This is a genomic window from Pseudorhodoferax sp. LjRoot39 (assembly GCF_964253035.1).
Classification (GTDB): Bacteria; Pseudomonadota; Gammaproteobacteria; order Burkholderiales; family Burkholderiaceae_C; genus Pseudorhodoferax.
Genome location: NZ_CAXUQL020000002.1, coordinates 488,097 through 510,228, shown reverse-complemented (window position 1 = coordinate 510,228; position 22,132 = coordinate 488,097). Strand labels below are relative to the sequence as shown.

Annotated in this window: 21 protein-coding genes; 9 read left to right on the top strand and 12 right to left on the bottom strand. The window is 68.0% G+C overall.

The annotated features are described in order from the left end of the window. Window positions 1–28: 28 nt before the first annotated feature. From ACSQ4M_RS37655 to ACSQ4M_RS37640, 4 genes are all read right to left on the bottom strand, one after another. Complete coding sequence (locus ACSQ4M_RS37655) at window positions 29–1,507, bottom strand: aldehyde dehydrogenase (protein ID WP_436194580.1); 1,479 nt, start codon at window positions 1,505–1,507, stop codon at window positions 29–31. A gap of 99 nt (window positions 1,508–1,606) precedes the next feature. Then, window positions 1,607–2,380: a fumarylacetoacetate hydrolase family protein gene (locus ACSQ4M_RS37650; protein WP_436194579.1), complete on the bottom strand. Its 774-nt coding sequence runs from the start codon at window positions 2,378–2,380 to the stop codon at window positions 1,607–1,609. 2 nt (window positions 2,381–2,382) lie between these two features. Continuing rightward, window positions 2,383–3,033, bottom strand: coding sequence for an RraA family protein (locus ACSQ4M_RS37645; protein ID WP_436194578.1), 651 nt, complete (start codon window positions 3,031–3,033; stop codon window positions 2,383–2,385). 133 nt (window positions 3,034–3,166) lie between these two features. Then, window positions 3,167–4,084, bottom strand: a complete 918-nt coding sequence (locus ACSQ4M_RS37640; protein WP_436194613.1) for a LysR family transcriptional regulator — start codon at window positions 4,082–4,084, stop codon at window positions 3,167–3,169. A gap of 147 nt (window positions 4,085–4,231) precedes the next feature. Here ACSQ4M_RS37640 and ACSQ4M_RS37635 point away from each other — a divergent pair, with 147 nt between their 5' ends. The 4 genes from ACSQ4M_RS37635 (at window position 4,232) to ACSQ4M_RS37620 (ending at window position 8,999) form a co-directional block, all read left to right on the top strand. Beyond that, the gene (locus ACSQ4M_RS37635) at window positions 4,232–5,662 is read left to right on the top strand and encodes an aldehyde dehydrogenase family protein (RefSeq protein WP_436194577.1); all 1,431 of its coding nucleotides are present in this window, start codon (window positions 4,232–4,234) and stop codon (window positions 5,660–5,662) included. Next, entirely contained in the window at window positions 5,659–6,609 is a 951-nt protein-coding gene (locus ACSQ4M_RS37630) for an NAD(P)-dependent oxidoreductase (RefSeq protein WP_436194612.1), read from the top strand. The genes ACSQ4M_RS37635 and ACSQ4M_RS37630 overlap by 4 nt, the downstream gene beginning before the upstream one ends. 96 nt (window positions 6,610–6,705) lie before the next feature. Next, a complete protein-coding gene (locus ACSQ4M_RS37625; protein WP_436194576.1) occupies window positions 6,706–7,911 on the top strand; it encodes an ABC transporter substrate-binding protein in 1,206 nt (401 codons plus the stop codon). Window positions 7,912–8,015: 104 nt separating this feature from the next. Beyond that, on the top strand, window positions 8,016–8,999 hold the full coding sequence (locus tag ACSQ4M_RS37620; RefSeq protein WP_436194575.1) for a Bug family tripartite tricarboxylate transporter substrate binding protein: 984 nt from the start codon (window positions 8,016–8,018) through the stop codon (window positions 8,997–8,999). Between the two features lie 347 nt (window positions 9,000–9,346). Here the strand turns inward: ACSQ4M_RS37620 and ACSQ4M_RS37615 are convergent, their stop codons facing one another. Beyond that, window positions 9,347–10,330 (bottom strand): Bug family tripartite tricarboxylate transporter substrate binding protein, encoded by a 984-nt coding sequence (locus ACSQ4M_RS37615; protein WP_436194574.1) that lies wholly within the window; start codon window positions 10,328–10,330, stop codon window positions 9,347–9,349. 70 nt (window positions 10,331–10,400) lie between these two features. Next, complete coding sequence (locus tag ACSQ4M_RS37610; RefSeq protein WP_436194573.1) at window positions 10,401–10,805, bottom strand: enolase C-terminal domain-like protein; 405 nt, start codon at window positions 10,803–10,805, stop codon at window positions 10,401–10,403. On the opposite strand from ACSQ4M_RS37610, the gene ACSQ4M_RS37605 reads away from it, so the two are divergent. Continuing rightward, entirely contained in the window at window positions 10,806–11,255 is a 450-nt protein-coding gene (locus tag ACSQ4M_RS37605; RefSeq protein ID WP_436194572.1) for an enoyl-CoA hydratase/isomerase family protein, read from the top strand. A gap of 237 nt (window positions 11,256–11,492) precedes the next feature. On the opposite strand, the gene ACSQ4M_RS37600 is transcribed toward ACSQ4M_RS37605, so the two are convergent. Then, entirely contained in the window at window positions 11,493–11,792 is a 300-nt protein-coding gene (locus tag ACSQ4M_RS37600; protein WP_436194571.1) for a hypothetical protein, read from the bottom strand. A 159-nt stretch (window positions 11,793–11,951) separates the two neighbouring features. Here ACSQ4M_RS37600 and ACSQ4M_RS37595 point away from each other — a divergent pair, with 159 nt between their 5' ends. After that, window positions 11,952–12,704, top strand: a complete 753-nt coding sequence (locus ACSQ4M_RS37595) for an SDR family NAD(P)-dependent oxidoreductase (protein WP_436194570.1) — start codon at window positions 11,952–11,954, stop codon at window positions 12,702–12,704. A gap of 21 nt (window positions 12,705–12,725) precedes the next feature. Further along, window positions 12,726–13,511: an SDR family NAD(P)-dependent oxidoreductase gene (locus tag ACSQ4M_RS37590; protein WP_436194569.1), complete on the top strand. Its 786-nt coding sequence runs from the start codon at window positions 12,726–12,728 to the stop codon at window positions 13,509–13,511. A 19-nt stretch (window positions 13,512–13,530) separates the two neighbouring features. Here the strand turns inward: ACSQ4M_RS37590 and ACSQ4M_RS37585 are convergent, their stop codons facing one another. The 5 genes from ACSQ4M_RS37585 to ACSQ4M_RS37565 are packed head-to-tail and all read right to left on the bottom strand — an operon-like array spanning window position 13,531 to window position 19,853. After that, the gene (locus ACSQ4M_RS37585) at window positions 13,531–14,517 is read right to left on the bottom strand and encodes a Bug family tripartite tricarboxylate transporter substrate binding protein (protein WP_436194568.1); all 987 of its coding nucleotides are present in this window, start codon (window positions 14,515–14,517) and stop codon (window positions 13,531–13,533) included. Between the two features lie 22 nt (window positions 14,518–14,539). Further along, complete coding sequence (locus tag ACSQ4M_RS37580) at window positions 14,540–16,711, bottom strand: acetate--CoA ligase family protein (protein WP_436194567.1); 2,172 nt, start codon at window positions 16,709–16,711, stop codon at window positions 14,540–14,542. Beyond that, window positions 16,708–17,820: an acyl-CoA dehydrogenase family protein gene (locus ACSQ4M_RS37575; protein ID WP_436194566.1), complete on the bottom strand. Its 1,113-nt coding sequence runs from the start codon at window positions 17,818–17,820 to the stop codon at window positions 16,708–16,710. The genes ACSQ4M_RS37580 and ACSQ4M_RS37575 overlap by 4 nt, the downstream gene beginning before the upstream one ends. Window positions 17,821–17,836: 16 nt before the next feature. Then, entirely contained in the window at window positions 17,837–19,036 is a 1,200-nt protein-coding gene (locus tag ACSQ4M_RS37570) for an acyl-CoA dehydrogenase family protein (RefSeq protein WP_436194565.1), read from the bottom strand. A gap of 22 nt (window positions 19,037–19,058) precedes the next feature. After that, window positions 19,059–19,853 carry an enoyl-CoA hydratase/isomerase family protein gene (locus ACSQ4M_RS37565; protein WP_436194611.1) on the bottom strand — a complete coding sequence of 265 codons (795 nt, stop codon included), beginning with the start codon at window positions 19,851–19,853 and terminating at the stop codon, window positions 19,059–19,061. Between the two features lie 255 nt (window positions 19,854–20,108). On the opposite strand from ACSQ4M_RS37565, the gene ACSQ4M_RS37560 reads away from it, so the two are divergent. Then, window positions 20,109–21,296 (top strand): lipid-transfer protein, encoded by a 1,188-nt coding sequence (locus tag ACSQ4M_RS37560; RefSeq protein WP_436194564.1) that lies wholly within the window; start codon window positions 20,109–20,111, stop codon window positions 21,294–21,296. A 33-nt stretch (window positions 21,297–21,329) separates the two neighbouring features. Next, entirely contained in the window at window positions 21,330–22,124 is a 795-nt protein-coding gene (locus tag ACSQ4M_RS37555) for a crotonase/enoyl-CoA hydratase family protein (protein ID WP_436194563.1), read from the top strand. Window positions 22,125–22,132 lie beyond the last annotated feature (8 nt).

The window sequence follows — 22,132 nt, the reverse complement described above, 5'->3', positions numbered from 1 at the left end:
GCGCGCTGCCAGCCCCTGGTGGCCGCGCTCAGCGCATCACGAACGGGTTGGCGCTGGCCGCGCCGGTGTTGATCCAGACGCTCTTGGTCTGCAGGTATTCGTTGATCGCGGCGGCGCCGTTCTCCCGGCCGAGGCCCGAATCCTTGTAGCCGCCGAAGGGCGACATGAAGCTCACGGCGCGGTAGGTGTTGACCCAGACGGTGCCGGCCTGCAGCCGTTCGGAGAAGCGGAAGGCACGGCCGATGTCGCGGGTCCAGACGCCGGCACCGAGGCCGAAGCGCACGTCGTTGGCGATGCGCAGCGCGTCCTCCTCGTCCTTGAAGCGGATGATCGACAGCACCGGGCCGAACACCTCCTCCTGCGCGATGCGCATGCGGTTGTCGACCTCGCTGAAGACCGTGGGCTCGACGAACCAGCCCTTGCCGCATTCGGGCCGCCGCGCCGCGCCGCCACCCAGCAGCAGCGACGCGCCTTCCTGGCGCGCGATGTCGATGTAGCCCAGCACCTTGTCGAACTGCGGCCGCGTGGTGACCGGGCCCACCTGCGTGTCCATGTCCATGGGGTCGCCCATGCGCGCGGTGCGGGCCAGTGCCAGCAGGCGTTCGACGAAGGCGTCGTGGATGCTGTCCTGCAGCAGCAGGCGCGAGCCGGCGATGCAGGTCTGGCCGGTCGCGGCGAAGATGCCCGACACCGCGCCGTTGACCGCATCGTCCAGGTTCGCGTCGGCGAACACGATGTTGGGCGACTTGCCGCCCAGCTCCAGGCTCACATGCTTGAACTGGCGCGCCGCGGCCTCGTTGATGGCGCCGCCGGTGCTGTCGGCCCCGGTGAAGGTGATCTTGGCGACCAGCGGGTGTTCGACCAGCGCGGAGCCCACCTCGCGTCCGAAGCCCGTGACCACGTTGACCACGCCGGGCGGAAAGCCGGCCTCCTCGAACAGCTTGACGAATGCCAGCGTCGAGGCCGAGGTGAACTCCGAGGGCTTGATCACCACCGTGCAGCCCGCTGCCAGCGCCGGCGCGATCTTCCAGGTCGTCAGCAGCAGCGGCGAGTTCCAGGGTGTGATGGCCGCGACCACGCCCAGCGGTTCGCGCCGCGTGAAGTTGAAGAAGCCTTTTTTGTCCAGCGGGATGACGCGGCCTTCGACCTTGTCGGCCAGGCCACCGAAGTAGTGGAACCACTGCGGGATGTAGGTGAGCTGGCCCAGCATCTCGGCCAGCAGCTTGCCGTTGTCGCGCACCTCGATCTCGGCCAGGCGCTGCGCGTCGCGCGCGATCAGGTCGGCCACGCGGCGCAGCAGCGCACCGCGTTGCGTGGGCGTGAGCTGCGACCAGGGCCCCTGGGTGAAGGCACGGTGCGCGGCCTGCACGGCCGCGTCGATATCGCTGGCATTGCCGCGTGCGATCTCGGCCCAGGGCGCGCCGGTGAACGGGTTCTCGGTCTCGAACCAGGTCTGGCCTTCGGGCGCGGTGTCGCGGCCGTCGATGTAGAGCATGTGGCGTTGCATTAAGCGGTCTCCTTGGATGGAATGGGCGTGTGAGGGCCCTGGCGGCTTGGAAAGGCCGACAGTGCAGGGCGGGCGGGGGAAGGGCGCGTGCGCGCCGGTTCAGGTCGCTTCGTCGACGACAGGATTGCGCAGCGTGCCGATGCCTTCGATCGTGATCTCGCAGACGTCGCCCGCGACCAGCGGGCCGACGCCCGAGGGCGTGCCGGTCAGGATCACGTCGCCCGGCAGCAGCGTCACGGCCTGGCTGAGGTAGGACACGATGAACGGGACGTCGAACAGCAGGTCGTTGGTGTTGCCGTCCTGCCGCGCGACGCCGTTGACCGTCGCCTGCACGCGCAGGTGCGCCGCGTCGAGGCCGGTGGCGATGACCGGGCCGAGCGGGCAGAAGCTGTCGAAGCCCTTGCCGACCAGCAGGCAGCCGTAGGCCATTTCCTTGTTCTGGATCACGCGCTCGCTGACGTCGTTGGCGCAGGTGTAGCCCAGCACGTGCTGCAGCGCACGGTCCGCCGGCATGCGCCGGCCGCCGCGGCCGACCACGATGGCCAGCTCGGCCTCGTGGTGCACCACCTGGGCCTCGTGCGGACGCACGATGGCCTCGCCCGGCCCGATGACGGCCGTGCTGGGCATCATGAACAGCTGCGGCATGGCCGGCACCTGCGCGCCGGCCTCGGCGATGTGGCCGCGGTAGTTCATGCCGACGGCGAAGACGCGCGGCGCCGGCAGGGGGCTGAGCAGCTGCACGTCGGTCAGCGCATCGACCTGGCCGCCCGGCACCAGGCCGTCGAACGGAGTCGACGGCAGGCGCCGCAGCCGGTCGCCATCGAGCAGGCCGTAGTGGATGGATGCCTGGAGCCGGTAGCGCGCGATCTGCATGGTCAGAGCTTGCCGAATTCGAGAAAAGCGTCGTAGGGGTCGCGGCCGCTGCGGATGGCGGTGCGCATGCGCGAATCGGTGCCGATGGTCTTGACGGTCTCGGTGATCACGAACTCGGCATGCTGCTGCTCGATCAGCAGCGTGCCGTCCCGGTCGCCCAGGATGTAGTCGCCCGGCGAGACGACGACGCCGCCCAGCGTGATGGGCACCTCGGTCGCCTCCAGCCGCCAGCTGCCGACGATGTCGATCGGGCTGGTGAAGCGCGCGAACACCGGAAAGCCGATCTCGCAGATCTCGTCGGCGTCGCGCGAGCCGCCGTCGATCAGGTAGCCGCGGATGCCGCGGCGCTTGAGCGATTCGGCCGCCAGATCGCCCATCGCGGAACGTGCATGGTCGTGCGGCTGGCATACCACCACGTGGCCGGCAGGCGCCCCCGACAGCACCTTGGAGATGAACAGCTCCAGCGATTCGGTGACGCTGATGGACGGGTCGGCGCGTCCCGTGACGGTGAACACCGGGCCGGCCAGCTTCATCGAGGGGTCGAGCCCGCGGATCTCGCGTGGCAGCTCGTGCACCGGCAGCCCGTGGATGCGCAGCACGTCGAAAAGACCCGCAGTGTTGCAGGTCGCCAGTTGTTCCGTCAGGTGGCGCATGGATAGCTTGTCTCGTGGTGAAAAGTGGCGCCGCATTCGGCAGCGGCGCATCTTAGGTTTGTGCCGCGCGGCCTGTCGAATGCCAAGAGTTGATCGATGCATCAGCATCCGTCATGCGGTGCCGCGCAGCCCCTCAATCGGCGAGCCAGAGCGTGTCCAGCCAGACCCCGCTGTCCACGGCTTGCTTCATGCACTCCTGCAGCACCGTGGTGACACAGCGCACCGCCGTGGAGGTGCGGCGTGTCGTCGGCAATGCCATCACGATGCGGCGCGAGAACTCGGGCTGGTCGATGCGTGCGGCGCACAGCAGCGCCCGCTCGATCTCGCTGGAGATGGCGACGCTCGGCAGCACGGACAGGCCCAGCCCCTGCACCACCAGGTCCTTCTGCACCGACAGCGCGTTGGTCTCTGCCGCCACCGTGATGGGGATGCCGGCCACGGCACAGGCATGCTCGACCAGGCCGCGCAGGATGTGCGGCCGGCTGGGCAGCACCAGGGGCGCGTCGCCCAGCATCCGCAGCGGCACCGGGCGGTCGCGGTGCAGGCCCAGCGACGCCGGCCCGCACAGGCACAGGGCTTCCTCGAGCAGCGGCTCGACGCTGAGCCCCGGCGAGGGTTTGGGGTCGTACAGCAGGGCGACGTCGATCTCGCCGCTTTCGAGCCAGCGCGACAGATGGTCGGTGTAGCCGACGGACAGGGAGACCTGGATGCCGCAGTACTGCGCGCGCAGAGCCGCCACCAGCGGCGCGGCCAGCAGCTCGCAACTGCTGGGCAGCAGGCCGACATGCACCAGGCCGGCGATCGTGCCCGGCGTCGGCCGGATCTCCATGCGGGCACTGTCGAGTTCGCGCAGCGCGCGGCGGGCGTGCTCCATGAGGATGCGTCCGTCCGAGGTCAGCACCATGCCCTGTCGGCCGCGCTCGAACAGGGGCGCGCCGACATCCTCTTCCAGCAGCTTGAGCTGGCGCGAGACCGCCGGCTGCACCACATGCAACACCTCGGCCGCGCGCGTGACGCTGCCGGTGTCGGCGATCGCCAGGAAGGCGCGAATTTGACGAATGTCCAGATCTACCTCGGCATGTTGGGTTGTGATGGGCGAATCATTTTTTGTGATTCGACACCTGTTCGCATGTAATTTTAAGATCCCCTCGCTTCGCAACCACTGCGGCACCTGCCGGCGACGGGAGACCGCCTTCTCATGCACATCCAACCCAACTACATCGATGGCGAATGGGTCGCCGCAGGCGATGGCCTCGACAGCATCAACCCCTCGGACACCCGCGACTGCATCGGCCGTTTCGCGCAGGCCGACGCCGCACAGGTGCGCGCGGCGGTCGCGGCGGCGCGGCAGGCGCAACCGGCCTGGGGCCACACGACCACGCAGCTGCGCAGCGACCTGCTGCACAAGACCGCCATCGAGTTGGCGGCGCGCAAGGAGGAGATCGGTGCGCTGGTCTCGCGCGAGGCCGGCAAGACGCGCGCCGAAGGCATCGGCGAGGTCATGCGCGCCAGCCAGATCTTCCAGTTCTTCGCCGGCGAGGCCGTGCGCTACGGCGGCGAGAACCTGCCGTCGGTGCGGCCCGACATCGGCGTGCAGACCAGCCGCGAGCCCATCGGCGTGGTCGGCCTGATCACGCCCTGGAATTTCCCGATCGCGATTGCCGCGTGGAAGCTGGCGCCGGCCCTGGCGTTCGGCAACACGGCGGTGCTCAAGCCCTCGGAAGACACGCCGGGGGTTGCCAGCGAACTGCTGCGCGTGCTGGCGCACAACGGCCTGCCGGCCGGCGTGGCCAACCTGGTCAACGGCCAGGGGCCGGTGGCGGGCGCTGCGCTGGTCGAGGGTGTCGACGCCCTCAGCTTCACCGGCAGCGTAGCCACCGGGCGCAAGCTGGCCCAGTCGGCCGTGGCGAAAATGGTGCGCCTCCAGCTCGAGATGGGCGGCAAGAACCCGCTGGTGGTGCTGGAGGACGCGGATCTGGCACTGGCCGTGGAGTGCGCGCTCAACGGCGCGTTCTTCTCGGCCGGCCAGCGCTGCACGGCGTCGAGCCGCCTGATCGTGGTCGATGCTATCCACGACCGCTTCGTCGACGCGCTGCGCCAGCGCATGCGCGCGGTCCGGGTCGGGCCGGCGCTGGCGGCCGGCACCGACATCGGCCCCGTCATCAACCAGCGCCAGCTCGACATGGTGCAGCGCTACATCGGCATCGGCCGCGACGAGGGCGCCGAACTGGTCGAAGGCGGCGAGTTGCTCGAGCGCGAGACGCCCGGCTTCTACATGCAGCCGGCCCTGTTCGCGGGCACGCGCAACGACATGCGCATCAACCGCGAAGAGGTGTTCGGGCCGTTCGCCACCGTCATCCGCGCTCGCGACTACGACGAGGCGCTGGCGCTGGCCAACGACTCGGCGTTCGGGCTGTCGGCCGGCATCTGCACCAACTCGCACAAGCGCGCCACGCACTTCCGCCTGAACGTCAAGAGCGGCCTGGCGATGGTCAACCTGCCGACCGCCGGGCTGGACTACCACGTGCCCTTCGGCGGCACCAAGGGCTCGAGCTACGGGCCGCGCGAACAAGGCAGCTACGCCGCGGATTTCTACACGCTCACCAAGACGGCCTACATCGGCCACTGAGCACACACTTTCAAACGGAGACCACCAGCATGGAAAAGATCGGCTTCATCGGCCTGGGGCGCATGGGCAAATCCATGGCCGCCAACCTGCGCAAGAAGGGCTTTGCGCTCGTCGTGCTCGACATCAATGCGCAGGCCGTCAAGGAACTCGGCGCACTGGGCGCCAGCGCCGGGCAGGACGTGGCCCAGATCGCCCGCGACTGCAGCATCGTCATCACCATGCTGCCCAGCTCGGTCGAGGTCGAGCAGGTGGCATTCGGTGCCGAGGGCATCTTCGCGCACGCGGCCAAGGGCAGCGTGCTGCTGGACATGAGCACCATCGATCCGCTGGCGACGGACCGGCTGCAGGCGGCGGCGCTGGCGCGCGGCCTGTCCGTGGTGGATGCGCCGGTCGGCCGCCTGGCAGAGCATGCCGACCGCGGCGAGTCGCTGTTCATGGTCGGGGCGAGCGACGCCGACTTCGCGCGTGTGCGGCCGCTGCTCGGTGCCATGGGCACCACGGTCTACCACTGCGGCGGCGTCGGCACGGGCGGGCGCACCAAGCTGGTCAACAACTACGTGGCCGTGACGCTGTGCCAGGTCAACGCCGAGGCGCTGGCGCTGTCGCAGCGCTTCGGGCTCGACATCACCAAGACGCTGCAGGTGCTGTACGGCACCTCGGCCAGCAACGGCCAGTTGCGAATGAACTTTCCCAACAAGGTGCTGGCAGGCGACACCACGCCGGGCTTCACCATCGACCTGGCGCACAAGGACATGTCGCTGGTGCTGGGCGCGGCGCATGCGGCCAAGGTGCCGATGCCGGTGGCCGCCGCGGTGTTCGAGTCGTTCAGCCTGGCCCGCGCCAGCGAGTACGGCCGCGTGGATTTTTCCGGCATCGCCGATGCCATCTGCGACCTGGCCAAGATCGAGCGGGCACGCGTGCCCAAGGGCTGGACGCCACCGGGCTGAGGCCCGCAGCATCGCCGCGCGCTGCGCGGCAGCAGCGCATTTCCACCCCGCAAAAAGGGCGGCTCGACCGCCGGGGACTGCAACCGGAGACAAGACATGACGAAGACAGCGCGTTGGATCGCGTTCGGGCTGGGCTGCTGGTGCGCCATGGTGGCCACCGCGCAGACACCGGGGGCGAAGATCAGGATCGGGTTCGTGACGGACATGTCCGGCCCCTATTCCGACCTGGACGGTGCGGGCGGCCTGGAGGCGGTGCGCATGGCGGTGGAGGACTACGGCGGCAAGGTGCTGGGCAAGCCGATCGAGGTGCTGTGGGCCGACCACCAGAACAAGGCCGACATCGCCGCCAGCAAGGCGCGGCAGTGGTGGGACCAGGAGCAGGTCGACCTGGTGGTGGCCGGGTCGAACTCGTCCGCGTCGCTGGCCATCAGCAGCATCTCCAAGGAGAAGAAGAAGGTCTTCATCAGCGCCGGCGCCGGGGCCGACAGCCTGACCGAAGAGGCCTGCCAACCCTACATGGTGCGCTACACCTACAGCACGTCGGCACAGGCACGCGGCACGGCCGCGGCCATGCTCAAGCAGGGCGGCAAGAAGTGGTACTTCGTGACCTCCGACTACGCCTTCGGCCATTCGCTGGAGAAGGCCAGCATCGACGTGGTCGAGGCCGCTGGCGGCACGGTGCTGGGCGCCACCCGGCATCCGCTCAATGCCAGTGACTTCTCCGCGTACCTGATGCGTGCGCAGGCCTCGGGCGCGGAAGTGCTGGGTCTGGCGAATGGCGGCAGCGACCTGATCAACTCGATCAAGACGGCCAAGGAGTTCGGCCTGGGCCAGAAGATGCGGCTGGCCGGGCTCATGGTGTTCATCACCGATGTGCACAGCCTGGGCCTGGATGCCACCGCCGACATGTACCTCACGGACGGCTGGTACTGGGACATGAACGACAAGAGCCGCGCCTTCGCCCGCCGCTTCTTCGCCAAGCATCGCAAGATGCCGACGACCTTCCAGGCCGGCGACTACTCCGCCACGCTGAGCTGGCTCAAGGCGGTGGCTGCGGCTGGCAGCACGGATGCCGACAAGGTGATGGCGCTGCTGAAGTCGACCCGCATCGACGACATGTTCGCCCAAGGCTACGTCCGCGCGGACGGCGCGATGGTGCACGACATGTACCTCATGCAGGTCAAGAAGCGCACCGAGTCCGCGCAGCCCTGGGACTACTACCGCCTCATGGCCACCATCCCGGGCGAGGTCGCCTATGCGCCGGCCAAGGCGGGTGCCTGCGCCCTGATGCCGAAGACCTGACGCCCGCTGCTGCGGCGCCTGGTGCGCGCGGTGTGCCGACAACGCCCGTCGTGCACCGCGCTTCGATGTTCATTCCCTTTGTGTTCTCACTTTCAGGAGGCTCCATGCAGCTTTCATTTCCGCGTTCGATGGCCTGGTGCGAGCTGGCGCTGGCCTGCCTGTCGGTCGGCGCCGCGCAGGCGCAGGCGCAGCAGTGGCCGGCCAAACCCATCCAGCTGGTCGTGGGCTACGCGGCCGGCGGCGCGCTGGACGTCATGGCACGTGTCGTGGCGCAGCGCATGAGCGAGTCGCTGGGGCAGCCCGTGGTGGTGGACAACCGGGGTGGCGCCAACGCCGGCATCGCCGGGGAGTTCGTCGCGCGGGCTACGCCGGACGGCTACACCCTGCTGGTGGCCACGCCCAGCATCGAGTCGGTCAACCCCTTCATCTACAGCAAGCTGCCGTTCGACGCGCAGCACGACCTGGCAGCCGTCGGCGCGCTGGGCAGCGTGAAGCTGATCCTGGCCACACGCAAGGGCCTGGGCCTGAACGACACGGCCGCGCTGGTGGACTACGCCAAGGCGCATCCCGGCAAGCTGACCTATGGTTCCGCGGGCGCGGGCAGCACCACCCACCTGGTCGGCGAGCTGTTCAAGATCAGCACCGGCACCTCCATCACCCATGTGCCGTACCGTGGCGCGTCCGCCACCTTGCAGGATCTGCTGGCCGAGCAGATCGATTTCCTGTTCGACCCCGGCCTGGGCGCCCAGCATGCGCGCGCGGGCAAGATCAAGCTGCTGGCGGTCGCCAGCAAGACGCGTTCGCCGCTGTTTCCCGATGTGCCGACCCTGAGCGAGCAGGGCTTCAAGAACATGGACTGGGACACCTGGGTCGGCGTCTATGCGCCCGCCAAGACACCCGCGCACATCGTCGCGACGCTGAACCAGGAGATCAACAAGGCCCTGGCGACCGCATCGGTTCAGCAGCGCCTGCGCGACATCGGTGGCGAGGCGGCCCCGATGTCGCCGGCCGAGTTCAAGGCCATCGGACGCCGCGAGACCGAGTCGTTCGGACCCCTGATCAAGTCGCAGGGCATCCGGGTGGATTAGCTGTGCACGTCACGCTTTGCTGCGGCGCGGGCCATGGCAGGAGTTGGCCCGTCGCTTTTTTTTCCTGATTTCGGCGCTGGGCAAGAGGGCGTGCGGTAACCGCTCTCAGATTGAGGAATGTAGCTTGGGGTCGATCGCGTTGACTTGATGGCCAAACTCTATCCCGCCACCACGCCGTCGCCAGCTGGGCGCATTGAACACCGATCCATGGCAACGCCCATACCAGCCGGCGGGCCACGGCGGATGCCTTCTCGGCGTCCAGGCCCGCCGCGCGCAGCAGGTCCAGGGCGCCGCGCAGGGCGTCGGCAGCGGGCAGGCGTTGTGGTTCTTGCATGTCGATGCCCGCCTCAGGTTCTGGGCGCCAGCATCACGGCGCGCCAGCGCGCCACCTCCGCCTTGACGAAGTTGTCGAACTCCGCTGGCGTGCTGGTTTTTGCCACCAGGCCCCAGTCGCTGAACTTCTTCGTGGTCTCGGGTGCGCCCAGCGCCTTGTGCAAGGCCTGGTGGATGCGGCCGACCACGTCCTTGGGCGTGTCCGCCGGCGCGAACACGCCGCCCCAGCTGGAGACCTCGTAGCCCGGCACACCGCTTTCGGCGACCGTGGGAAGCTCCGGGAATGCCGCGACGCGGGTGGCCGTGGTGACCGCCAGCGCGCGCACGGCACCCGATTTGATGTGCGGCGCGACGGCCGAGACCGGATCGATCAACACCGACAGGCGGCCGCTGATGAGGTCCGGGTGCGCCTGGCTGCTGCCCTTGTAGGGCACCTCCAGCAGCTGCGCGAGGCCGGCCTTCTGCGCCAGCAGCCGCGTGGCCAGTTGCTGCGAGCTGCCGTCGCCGGTGTGGCCGAACGACAGCTGGCCTGGGTGCTCCTTGGCGTAGCGCACCAGCTCGGCCATGGTCTTGACCGGCAGCCTGGGATCGATGGCGACCACCAGCGGCGTCAGGTGGGTCTGCGAGACCGCGACGAAGTCCTTGTTCACGTCGAAGGGCAGCTTCTCCACCACCAGCGGCATGGTCGCCATGCTGGAGGCGGCCTGCAGCAGGGTGTAGCCATCGGCGGGGGCCGTGGCGACGGCCTGCGTGCCGATGACCTGCGATCCGCCGGGGCGGTTGTCCACGACGAAGGTCGCGCCCCAGTCGGCACCCAGTGCCTGGGTCCAGGTTCGCGCGACCAGGTCGCTCGGGCCGCCGGGTGCGGTGGGCACGATCACGCGGATGGGCCGCGAAGGCCACGCGGCCTGGGCATTGGCGAACCTGGGCAGCGTGCCCAGGCCGCCGAGCCAGCCGGCCAATGCCGCGCCGCGCCGCAGGAAATCAGAACGCTGCATGCTTGTCTCCCGATGGGTCTTGTCGTCAATGGGTGCGAGCCGGCTCCGCGGCCGGCTCGCCTGTGGGAACTCAGCGCTTGCTGAGGTCGAACACGTGGCGTTGCACCGCGTGCTTGTTGATCCAGTCCCAGTCGTAGCTCACGCCCAGGCCCGGGCCGTCCGGCACCGGCACCGTGCCGTCACGGTCGATGCAGTCGATCTGGTCCGAGTAGCCGCAGGTGTAGACCGGCGGCACCACGTTCGGGCAGTCGGGGCCGACCAGCGCCACCTCGTAGTAGTTGGAGTTGCGGATCGCGCCCATCACATGGCGGTGCGCCGGGCCGACCGCGTGGATCTCCACGTCCAGGCCAAAGGCTTCGGCCAGGCGCGCCGTCTTGATCGCGCCGGTGATGCCCGAGTCGTACTCGGGATCGACGCGGACGAAGTCGGTGCCGCCGGCCATGATGAAGTCGGCCTTGGGCTCCAGGCCGCGCACGTGCTCGCCGATCTGGCCTCGGACATGACGCTGATGGCGCGGTCGGCCAAGTTCGTCAACACCTTTCACAATGCGGCGACCGGGCACGAGCTCAGGCTGTCTTATCTCTTGCCCCGCGCCGTGGGCGCCCAGCGCGCAGCGGAGCTGCTCTACACCGCTCGTCCGGTCCTGGCCGACGAGGCGGAGCGCATCGGACTGGTGCTGCGTGCCGTCGATGACGACAAGCTGGTGCAGGCGGCGCTTGAACTGGCGGCCTCGATCGCCGTCAACGTGCCCCTGGGCATCTGGCTGACCAAGCAGTCGCTGGGATTCAACCAGACGGCGTTAAGCCTGGAAGCCGCGATCGAGCTCGAGAACCGGGCGGTCATGATTGCCCAGGCGACGGAGGACGCGGGTGAAAAGCGCAACGCCTTCTTCGCCAAGCGCGCGCCGGAGTTCCATCAAAAGTAGCGCAAGCCATTGCAAAAGGGGATCGCAGGACGGGCCTCGCGCGTTCGCCGCGAAGCGCTCACTGATCTGGCGCGACGCTCTGACCAGGCTTTAGGCGCTCGGCATTACAGCCCGATGGGTAGCTGCCATCGGCTGATAGGTGCTGGCCGGGTGATGTAGGAAGCGACGTCCGAGAGCAGAAGCAAACCGTGTTGACGCGAATGTTGAACCGGTCCCTTATGCGTGCCGTTCAGATGGTCAATCGCTGATTTGGCGCGATGATGTCGCGCGCGGGCCGGCATCAGAGGAAATGTTGATGATCGAGCCCGTCATCTGCTCGCCCGCCGTAGCGCGCGCCAGCAGGCGGCGGCCCGGGTCGGATGGAACATCAAGATTCATATGGTTGCCGCGGATGCTCGTATGGCCGTAGCGTTCTCGTTCTTGCTGGCGACGTAAATCATTTCGTCCGGACCTTCTCAGGGCTTGCTGACGGGCTGCTGCTGCGATGTTGCCGGTTGTGGCCACGGCAATGAAGTTCTGCAGCTCCTTGAGTTTCATGGTGTATGTGCGCGGAGCGTCTGATGCGGCTGGTCTGGATGTGGGCGGCATCGGTGGGTGGCCCTGTTCATCAGAGCTTTGCACTTGCGACAAACGCCTGTCTGGCACACCTTGGCCGCGAGGGTAAGCTTTTGACGGAACAGCAACAGGAGACAAGACATGAAGTTCGCCAGCAAGACGGCCGTGGTGACTGGCGCGGCGCATGGTATCGGCAGGGCCATCGCCTTGCACCTGGGCCGCGCGGGTGCGGGCCTGTGCCTGATGGACCGTGACGCCGCGGCCCTGTCCGAAGTCGCCGCCGAACTCACTGGATCCGGACGGCCGGTCGTGTGCTGCGAAGTCGACTTCCTGCAGCGCGATCAGGTCGATACGGCCTTCGGAACCCTGGCCCGCACGCTCGGCCCGGCCGACATCCTGGTCAACAACGTCGGCCACAGCCTGCGCGAGGCCATGGCGCCGTTCGGCGAGGTGCCGCCCGAGGCCTGGAACCTGATGCTGGATGTCTGCCTGAAGCCGGCCATGGCGTGTGCGCACCATCTGATTCCCGACATGAAGGCACGCCGGTCAGGCAAAATCGTTAACATCGGTTCCGACTCCGCTTTCGTCGGGCCGCGGGCCAACGCGCCGTATGCCGCGGCCAAGGCCGGGCTGATCGGCTTCACGCGGGCGCTGGCGCGCGAGCTGGCGCCGTTCCGTGTCAACGTCAACACCGTGGCGCCGGGCTACATCCGGACGCGGGCCATGGCGGCACATACGCCGGAGCAGCTGCAAAAGGTCATTGGCGACACCCCGCTCGGCATGCTCGGCGAGCCCGAGGACATCGCCCACGCCGTGGCGTTCTTCGCCAGCGACGACAGCCGCTTCGTGACGGGGCAAACGCTGATCGTCAATGGCGGCCGCTGGTTCAACTGACGTTCGTCGGGAAGGTTCGAGATGAGCGTTTCCACACAGACCTTCGAGGGCAAGGTCGCCCTCGTCACCGGCGCATCGCGCGGCATCGGCGAGGCCGTGGCGCGGCAACTGGCAGCCCGCGGGGCTGCCGTCGTGGTGGCCGATCTGCGTGAGGACCAAGGTGCGGCACTGGCCCGGGAGTTGCCACGCGCGATGTTCGTGCCGCTGGACGTGGGTGACGAGGCCGGGTGGACGCGCGCGGTGCAGGCGGTGGTTGGCCTGCACGGCCGCATCGACATCCTGGTGGCGAGCGCAGGCATCTACCACACCGCGCCGCTGGAGGACACCTCGCTGGCGCTGTACGAGCGCATCCTGCGGGTGAACCAGGTCGGTGTCTTCCTCGGCATGCGGGCGGTACTGCCGGCGATGCGCGAGGGTGGCGGCGCCATCGTCAACCTGTCCTCCACCTCCGGACTGCGCGGCAACCAGAACTCCATCGCCTACGGCGCCAGCAAGTGGGCCGTGCGCGGCATGAGCAAGATCGCGGCGGTGGAGTTCGGCCGCCATGGCATCCGCGTCAACTCCGTGCATCCGGGCTTGATCGACACACCAATGAACCACGAGGAAATGGGGCAGGAGCGCATCCAGGCGGTCGGGGAGAGCGTTCCGCTGATGCGGGCCGGCCAGGCCGCGGAGGTCGCCGAGGTCGTGTGCTTCCTGGCCTCCGATGCCGCGTCCTACGTGACCGGCGCCGAGTACGTGGTGGACGGGGGCAGTACGGCCGGTGTGCTGCGGCCGCGCTTCACCGTTCGGACGCCCGCCACCTGATGCGGCGGGCGCGGCCACTTCAGTCGAGCTGCAGTCCGAGGCTTTTGGAGAGTTTTTCGTTGATGGCCAATTGCTGCTGCAGGAACGCGGAGAACTCGGCGGGGCTGCTGCCGATGGGTTCCAGGCCGCGCTTGGCCCAGGCCGCCAGCAGCTGTGGATCCTTTAGCACGTGCGCCATGGCGGCATGCAGGCGGTCGATGATGTCTGGCGGTGTCCCGGCCGGGGCCAGAAGGCCGTCCCAGGCACCGCGCACGTAACTGGGATAACCGGACTCCGCGACCGTCGGCACGCTGGGCAGTTCAATCAAACGGTTGGCGCCCAGCACGGCGATGGCGCGCAAGCGCCCGGTCTGCACGTGCGGCCCCGCGGAGGTATAGGCATCAAACATCGCGTCGATTTGGCCGCCAACCAGGGCCGTCACGCCGGGCGCGCTGCCGTTGAAGGGCACGTGCAGCATCTTGATGCCCGCCAACTGTGCGAACTCCTCGCCTTCCAAGTGCGGCGAGGTGCCGGTACCCGCAGTGCCATAGCTGATCTTTCCGGGGTTCGCTTTGACATGGGCGATGAACTCAGACAGATTGCTGACCGGCACCTTGGCCGGATTGACCACGATCATGTGGTTGTCGTTGGCGAACTGCGTGATGGGCGCGAACTCGCTGATCTTGTGGAGGGGTTTGCGGTAAAACACGGTGGCGCTGACGAAGGAGGAGGACGCGATCAGCAGCGTGTAGCCATCCGCTTCGGCGCGCGCAACGGTCTGCGTGCCCAGCATGGTGCCGGCGCCGGGCTTGTTCTCGACGACCACGGTCTGGCCGAGCTGCGTCTGTAGCCGCGCTGCCACCTCGCGGCTCATCGCATCGAGCGAGCCGCCAGCAGCATAGGGCACGACGATCTTGATGGGCTTCTTGCCGGGATAGGCTTGTGCCCAGCCCGTGGGGATGGCGCAGGCGAGCGCGGTCCCGCTCATGGCGGCGAGCAGGCGGCGGCGTGGCAAGCGTGTTGTCATAAATGTCTCCTTTTTGGTGCGGTCAAAAACTGGGGCTGGAAGTCACGGGCGGCGCGGGCGCCAGGACCAGCAGCGCATCGACGGCGAAGATGCCGCGCGGTGAACAGATGAGTGGATTGACGTCGATCTCGCTGATTCGGTCGCTGAAATCGTCCGCCAGGGCTGACAGGCGCGTGACGATGTCGGCGAGCGCCGCTTTGTCTACGGGCGCACTGCCCCGGAAGCCATTGAGCAAGGCAGCGCCGCGCAGTTTCTCGAACATGGACGTCGCGGCGACGGGGCCGACCGGAGCCAGCGCAACCGTGGTGTCGCGCAGCAACTCGACCAGTATCCCGCCCAGCCCGGCGACGACAAGCGCGCCGAACTGCGGATCGCGCTTGGCGCCAACGACCAGTTCCAGGCCGGGCGGCACCATGGGCTGCACCAGCACGCCGGTCAACCGTACGTGCGCGCCGGCCGCGTGCGCCCGCTGCACGATCAGCGCGTGAGCTCGCCGGACCTCCGCTTCGTCGCGCAGATGGAGCTGCACCACGCCGGCTTCCGTCTTGTGCGGCAGATCGGGCGACTCCCCCTTCAGCGCGACGGGGTAACCCAGTTCCGCCGCGGCGCGTGCGGCTTCGTCCTCGTCGGCGGTCAGAATCTCCCGCACCACGGGGATTCCATAGGCTGCGAGCACCTGCTTGCCCGCGCGTTCCGTCAGAATCGAGCCGGACGCGGCATCGAGCAGGCGGTGGACCTCGTCGCGGGCTTTGGCATCCGCCTTGAACGGTGCGTCCAGTGCCGCGGGCTGTCCGCGCCGCGCGTGCCAGGTTTGCCAGCGCTCGAGCGCGGCGAAGCAGCGGTCCATGGAGCGGAACAGGGCCACATGTGGGTTTCGCTCGGTTTCCGGGCCGCCGGGGCCGCTGAGCCATTGCGAGATGAGCACGTTGCACGCCGCCTTGCCCGCGGCCTGTGCCAACTCGCCCAGCGCCTGGATGCGCGGGACGGCGAATAGATAGGCCTGGGGTTGCGCCATGACCACCGTACCGAAGGCCGGGTCGTCAAACAGCGCCTGGGCGCAGGCGGCCAGCGAGTCGGGATCTGACATCACCTGCGCCGTGACATCGCAGGGGTTGCGGCTCGAACCGAACTCCGGAATCCGCTGCTCCAGCACCGCGCACGCCGCCGGTCCCGGTTGGGGTAGGGGCACGCCGCGGGCTTGCGCCGCGTCGGCGGCCATGATAGCCGCGCCGCCCGAGGTGCTGATCACGGCGACACCGTCCGCGCGTGGTGCCGGCATCTTCGCGAAAAAACCGGCCATCTCCAGCAGGTCCTCAAAGCGCTCGGTCACGATCACGCCGGCTTGCTCGAACGCCGCGCGGTAGGCTTCGTTGGATCCGGCCATCGATCCCGTGTGCGAAGCGGCGGCGGCCGCGCCGTCGCTGCCGGTCGCGATCTTGCAGACGACCAGTGGGCGTTGCGCATCCCAGGCGATGCGGGCGGCTTCCATGAAGCGGCGCGGATCGGCCATGCCCTCGAAGACGCAGGCGATGGCACCGCAGTGGGGCGACTCGGCCAAGTAGGCGACCAGGTCGGCGATGTCGACGTCACAGGAATTGCCGCTGGCCAACACGTGGCTGAAGGCGACACCCAACTCCGTCGCCTGCCCGAGCGCATTGGACATGGCACCCGATTGGCTGGCGATGCCAATCGCCGGGCGGGCCGGTACGCCGCTTGACGAGTACGCCACGAAGGACAGGATGGTTTCGGCCGCATAGTTGGCGAAGCCCATGCAGTTGGGGCCCAGGATGCGCAGGCCTGAGCACCGCCCGATTTCGGTCAGCCGTGCCTGCAGCTCCTGGCGGTCTGGCAGCCCGGTCTCCGCATAGCCCGATGCGAACACGACCACACCGCCCACACCGAGCTCCGCGCACTCGCGCACGTAGTCCTCCACCGATTCCCGCCCAACGGCCAGCACCACGCAATCCGGTACGACGGGCAGAGACCTGAGCGAGGGGTAGCACGTTTGCTCGCCGATTGTGGTGTAGCGCTTGTTGACCAGATGGACCGTGCCTGGGAATTGCGCGAGCTGCGCCAGCGTGCGTTCGCCGAAGCTGCCCGCGCGCGGCGAGATGCCGACGATCGCAATGCTGCGTGGCTCGAACAATCGCAACAGTTCGGCGCGGCGGTAGACAGGACGAGCTTCGGCGTTCACAGGTGGGTCTCCTCGGTGGCGTAGCGGTCGGAATGGAACCCGGCGTCGCCCCACGTCGCGTCTAGAGCCAGCAGGCGGCGGAAACAGCGCGATGCAGGCAGTTCATCGGTCATGCCCATGCCCGCAAATATTTGCATCGCGATCTCGCCGAACTGGCGTGCGTAGCGTCCCGTCATGGCTTTGGCTGCCGAGACATGGCGCCGGCGAACGGCGGCGTCCGCGTGGGCCGCATGGGCTGCTGCCAGCAGGGCGGCCGAATGGACCTGCTCGCGCAGCAGCAGCATGTCGACCGTCCGATGCTGCAGCACCTGGAACTTGGCCAGCGCCTGGCCGAATTGCACGCGGGCGCGCAGGTGTTCCAGTGTGAAGTCCAGCAGGCGTGCCATGGTGCCGTAAGCCTCTGCGCACAGGGCAGCCGTGCCACGGTCCAGGGCCTCTTCGAGCACCAGGGCGGCCGGCGCCTCGCCCAGGATCTGGCCGGAGCCGACCGCGACATCGTCGAAACGGATGTCGGCGATCCACCGCCCGTCGATGGCGGTCTGTGGGTTCACTTGGACACCGGGCGCATTGGCGGCGACGCACACAAGATGGCGCGCGCCGTCGTCGCCGACGGCCGGGACGATGAGCAAGTCAGCGCCGACGGCATCCGTCACCACGCTTTTTTGCCCGCTGAGCCGCCCACCGTCGAGACGCGCGGCCGAGCTGTCGAGAGAAAAGCGCGGACCGGGTTCCACCACGGCCAGCGCGGTACGCAGCGTGCCGGCGGCCATGGCTGGCAGCCAGGTCGATTGTTGGTCGGGCGAGCCTGCACTGGCTATGGCATGCGCGCCGACCACGGCAGTGGCGATGTAGGGCAGGGCGACGCCGTGGCGGCCGAGTGCGCTTGCCACGATGAAGGAATCCGTGGGAGGCCGTGCCAACCCTCCGTGTTCCGTCGGCATGTGCAGCCCGATCAGACCCATGTTGGCCAGTGTCGCCCAGCGGCGCTGCGTGGCCGGAGCGTCGGGATGGTCGGGTGTGCGCCAGGCGTCGCCACCCGTGTCACGTTCGAGAAAGCGCTCCAGGGCATCCGCCAGCATGCGCTCGTCGTCGTCGAGTTGAAAATCCATGGTGTGTCTTTGCGTGTCAGAGACCCAGCACGGTCTTGCCGACGATGTTCTTCTGGACCTCGGTGGTGCCGCCGAATACGGTGACCTTGCGCCAGTCGAGGTAGTGCGCCACGAGGGCGTGGTGCAGCGGATCGACCGGCAGGCCGGCACCCGGCCCCTGGTCCCAGTCCTGTTCGCGCGCTTCGCGCAGATGGCGCAGGCCCTGAGGTCCTGCGCAGTCGAGCATCAGTGCCGTGATTGATTGCTGAAGCTCGGTGCTGCGGATCTTCAGGATGGAGGCGGCTGCACCGGCCGCCTCGCCGCTGTCGTCGGCAGACAGCACGCGCAGCACCGTCCATTCGTGCGCCATGACGTCCAGCTCCAGCTGGACCAGGCGGTCGCGCAAACGCAGATCGGCAGGAGTCGGTGCATGCGCCAGCAGGGGCCCCATCGCGCGCCGGGCGAAGGACAGGAAGCGCTTGCACAGTCCGATCCCCGCCAGATCGGTGCGCTCGTGCGCTAGCAGGAACTTCGCGATGGTCCAGCCGGCGTTCTCTTCGCCGACCAGGTTCTCGACAGGTACCTGGACATCGTCCAGGAAGACCTCGTTGAGATCGTGCACGCCATCGGTGGAAATGATGGGACGCACGCTCAGGCCGGGGCTCTTCATGTCGATCAGCAGGAACGAGATCGAGGCCTGCGGCTTGCCGCTGCCGGTGCGGACCAGGCAGAACATCCAGTCGGCCCAGTGCGCCCAAGTGGTCCAGGTCTTCTGGCCGTTAACGACATATACGTCGCCACGGCGCTCCGCGCGGGTCTTGAGCGAGGCCAGGTCCGAGCCGGCGCCCGGCTCGGAGTAGCCCTGGCACCACCAGTCCTGCAGGCGCCAAACGCGAGGTAGGAAGCGGGCCTTCTGTGCCGCGCTGCCGTAGCGCTGCAACACGGGGCAGATCATGTTGACGTGCGGAATCAACCGGGGCGCCCCGCCAAGGAAACACTCTTCGTCAAAGATTTTGCGCTGAATGGCATTCCAGCCGGTCCCGCCGTAGTCCTTCGGCCAGATCGGCCCGGCGTACCCGTGGTCGGCCAGGATGTTGTGCCAGAGCACGAAGTCCGCTTTTTCCAGCCGCTGGAAATGCAACACCTTGCGGCGCAGCGACGCTGGCAGGTGGGCGGCCAGAAAGGCCTGGATCTCCGCGCGAAACCCGGCTTCCGGTGCGCTCTCAAAAAGTTCCATGGATGCTCGTACGGTGGTAAGTTCAGCGGCCGGTGAAGACGGGCGTGCGCTTCTCGCGAAAGGCGGCCACGGCCTCGGCGTGGTCCGCGCTCATCGCCGTGACATCCTCCATCGCGATGGCCGCCGGCATCACCGCCTGGGCGATCTGCTTGAGCGCGATGTTGATGCTGGCCTTGGTACCGCGGATCGCCATGCCGGCGCCGCTGGCCAGGCGCTGTGCCATGGCGTCCACGGCGGCGTCGAGCTCTTCGGCGGGCAAACAGTGGTTGATGAGGCCGATGCGTTCGGCTTCCTGGGCCGGGAGCAGGTCGCCGGTCAGCAGATATTCCCTGGCTTTGGCGAAGCCGACGAGCTGCGGCCACAGCAGCGTGCCGCCGTCGGCGGCCACCAGCCCCACCTTGACGTGCGGGTCGCCGATCTTGGCGTGGGCCGCGGCATACGTGAGGTCACAAAGGAGGGCGATCGACGCACCCAGGCCGGTGGCCGCGCCATTGATCTTGGCGATCACGGGTTTGTCGCAGTCCAGCATCGAGAACACGATGCGGCGCGAGCGCTGGGACACGGCCTGGAACGTGTGGGGCGCGTCGATCATTCTTTGCATGCCGTCGATGTCGCCGCCCGCACTGAACGCCTTGCCGGCGCCGCTGAGCACGATGACCGACGTGGTCTCGTCACGCACCACCTCCTGGAAGAAGCGCTCGACCTCCGGGCCGAGGATGTCGCCAAACGCGTTGAGGGCTTCCGGGCGGTTGAAGGTGGCGTACAGCACGCCGCCGTCACGGCGCAGAAGGAGCTTTTCGTAGCTGCTGAAATCCATCAAGGGTATGTCTCCGTGGTCCATCGAATCCACCGTCGCGTGGCGGTGGTGGTACGGAAGGCATCCTAGAGGCGCCCTGCGCCAGCACCAGACGCACGATGGCGCAAGTGCAAAGTTTCTCTTAACGGCGCATTCGCCGGTGTGGGCTGGCTGGCGCGATCCAGCGCACGCGGGTTTCCACGCCCCCCCGAGCCGGGGGGTGGGCGGAGCGGGACGTGTTGCCTAGGATGCGGCCAACTTCCACACACCCTGCTTATGACCTCAACTGTCCATGTCGTTGGCGTCGGTATGGTTCCGTTCTGCAAGCCCGGAGCAAGCCCGCCCTATCTAGAACTCGGCGCACAGGCCGTTCGAGCGGCCCTGGCCGATGCGCTCTTGCCCTATGAGGAGATGCAGCAGGCCTACGTCGGCTATGTCTATGGCGACTCCACGGCCGGACAGCGCGTGCTGTACGAGGTCGGCATGACCGGCTTGCCGGTCGTCAATGTCAACAATAACTGCGCTACCGGATCCACGGCCCTATACCTGGCTCGGCAGGCGATCGCATCGGGCGCCGTCGACTGCGCGCTGGTACTGGGTTTCGAGCAGATGAGACCGGGTGCGATCCGCACGGTGTTCGACGACCGGCCGACGCCGTTCGACCACTTCGACGCCAGGACGGATGAACTGGTCGGCACCGCCGAACTGCCCCTGGCCATCCGCTACTTCGGCGGAGCGGGTCGCGACCATATGCGGCTGTACGGAACGCGCCTGGAGACATTTGCGGCCATCCGTGCCAAGGCGAGCCGGCACGCGGCGCGCAACCCCATGGCAGTGCTGCGCGACGTCCTGACGGTGGACGATGTCATGGCCGCCCCCACGCTGTGGCCGGGCGTGATGACCCGGCTGATGGCCTGCCCTCCCACCTGCGGTGCCGCGGCCGCGGTGCTGTGCTCCAGCGACTTCGCGGCCCGTCGCGGCTTGGACCGGCGTGTCGTCATTGCCGCGCAGGCTATGACGACCGATCGGGCGCAAAGCTTCACGCAAGATATGCGCGCACTGGTCGGCAGCAGCATGGCGCGTGAGGCCGCCCGCCAGGTCTACGAGTCCGCCGGCATCGGGCCGGAGGACGTGGATGTTGTGGAGTTGCACGACTGTTTCGCCCACAACGAACTGCTGAGCTACGAGAGCCTGGGCCTGTGCCGCGAGGGTGAGGCCGAGCGCATGGTCCACGACGGCGACAACACCTACGGCGGCAAGGTCGTGGTCAATCCGTCAGGCGGTCTGCTGTCGAAGGGGCATCCGTTGGGCGCGACCGGGGTGGCTCAATGCGTGGAACTCACGCAGCAGCTGCGCGGCGAGGCGGGTGAGCGGCAGGTGGAGCAGGCACGCTTCGGCCTGCAACACAACCTGGGGCTGGGTGGCGCCTGTGTGGTGACCGCCTACCAGCGGCTGGATGCCTGAAGGCCACCCTTTCCATTCTCCGACGATACCTCCATGTCCGATTTTCTGATCTACGAACAGCGCGAGAACATTGTGCTGCTCACCATGAACGAGCCCGAGCGGCGCAATCCCCTGACGGGTAACACCGCCATCGTCGAGCTGCTGCAGGCATTCGAGCGCGCGCGGTCCGATCCCCGGGTGCGGGCGCTGGTCGTGACCGGTGCCGGCACGGCGTTCTCCGCCGGGGGTGATATCCGGAGCATGCAAGGCCAGGCTGCCGGCGGTGCGGCGGGGCTCGCGCTGCGCCAGGGATTCCTGGATGGCATCCAGAAACTTCCGCTGGCGCTGGCGGCGCTGGATGTCCCGGTGATCGCCGCGATCAACGGCGCCGCCGTGGGCGCCGGCCTCGACCTGGCCTGCATGTGCGATATCCGCATTGCCTCGGAGCAGGCCAAGTTCGCCGCCAGCTTCGTCAAGCTGGGTCTGATTCCCGCCGATGGCGGCGCGTGGATCCTGCCGCGCGTGGTCGGCCTGTCGCGTGCGGCCGAACTGGCGTTCACCGGGGACCTGTTCGATGCCCGGCAGGCTCAGGCATGGGGCTTGGTGTCGCAGGTCGTTCCAGCAGCCGAGCTGTTGCCGGCCGCCATGTCGCTCGCAGGGCGCATCGCGGCCAATCCGCGTCAGGCCGTACAGGCCACCAAGCGCCTGATGCGGGAATCCATGGAGTTGCCATTGCAGGCGGCCCTGCAGCTGGCCGCAGCGCTGCAGCCGCTGCTGCAACAGACGCCGGATCACCAGGAAGCCGTGGCGGCGTTCCTGGACAAGCGCCCGCCGGTGTTCACGGGCTGAGCATTGAC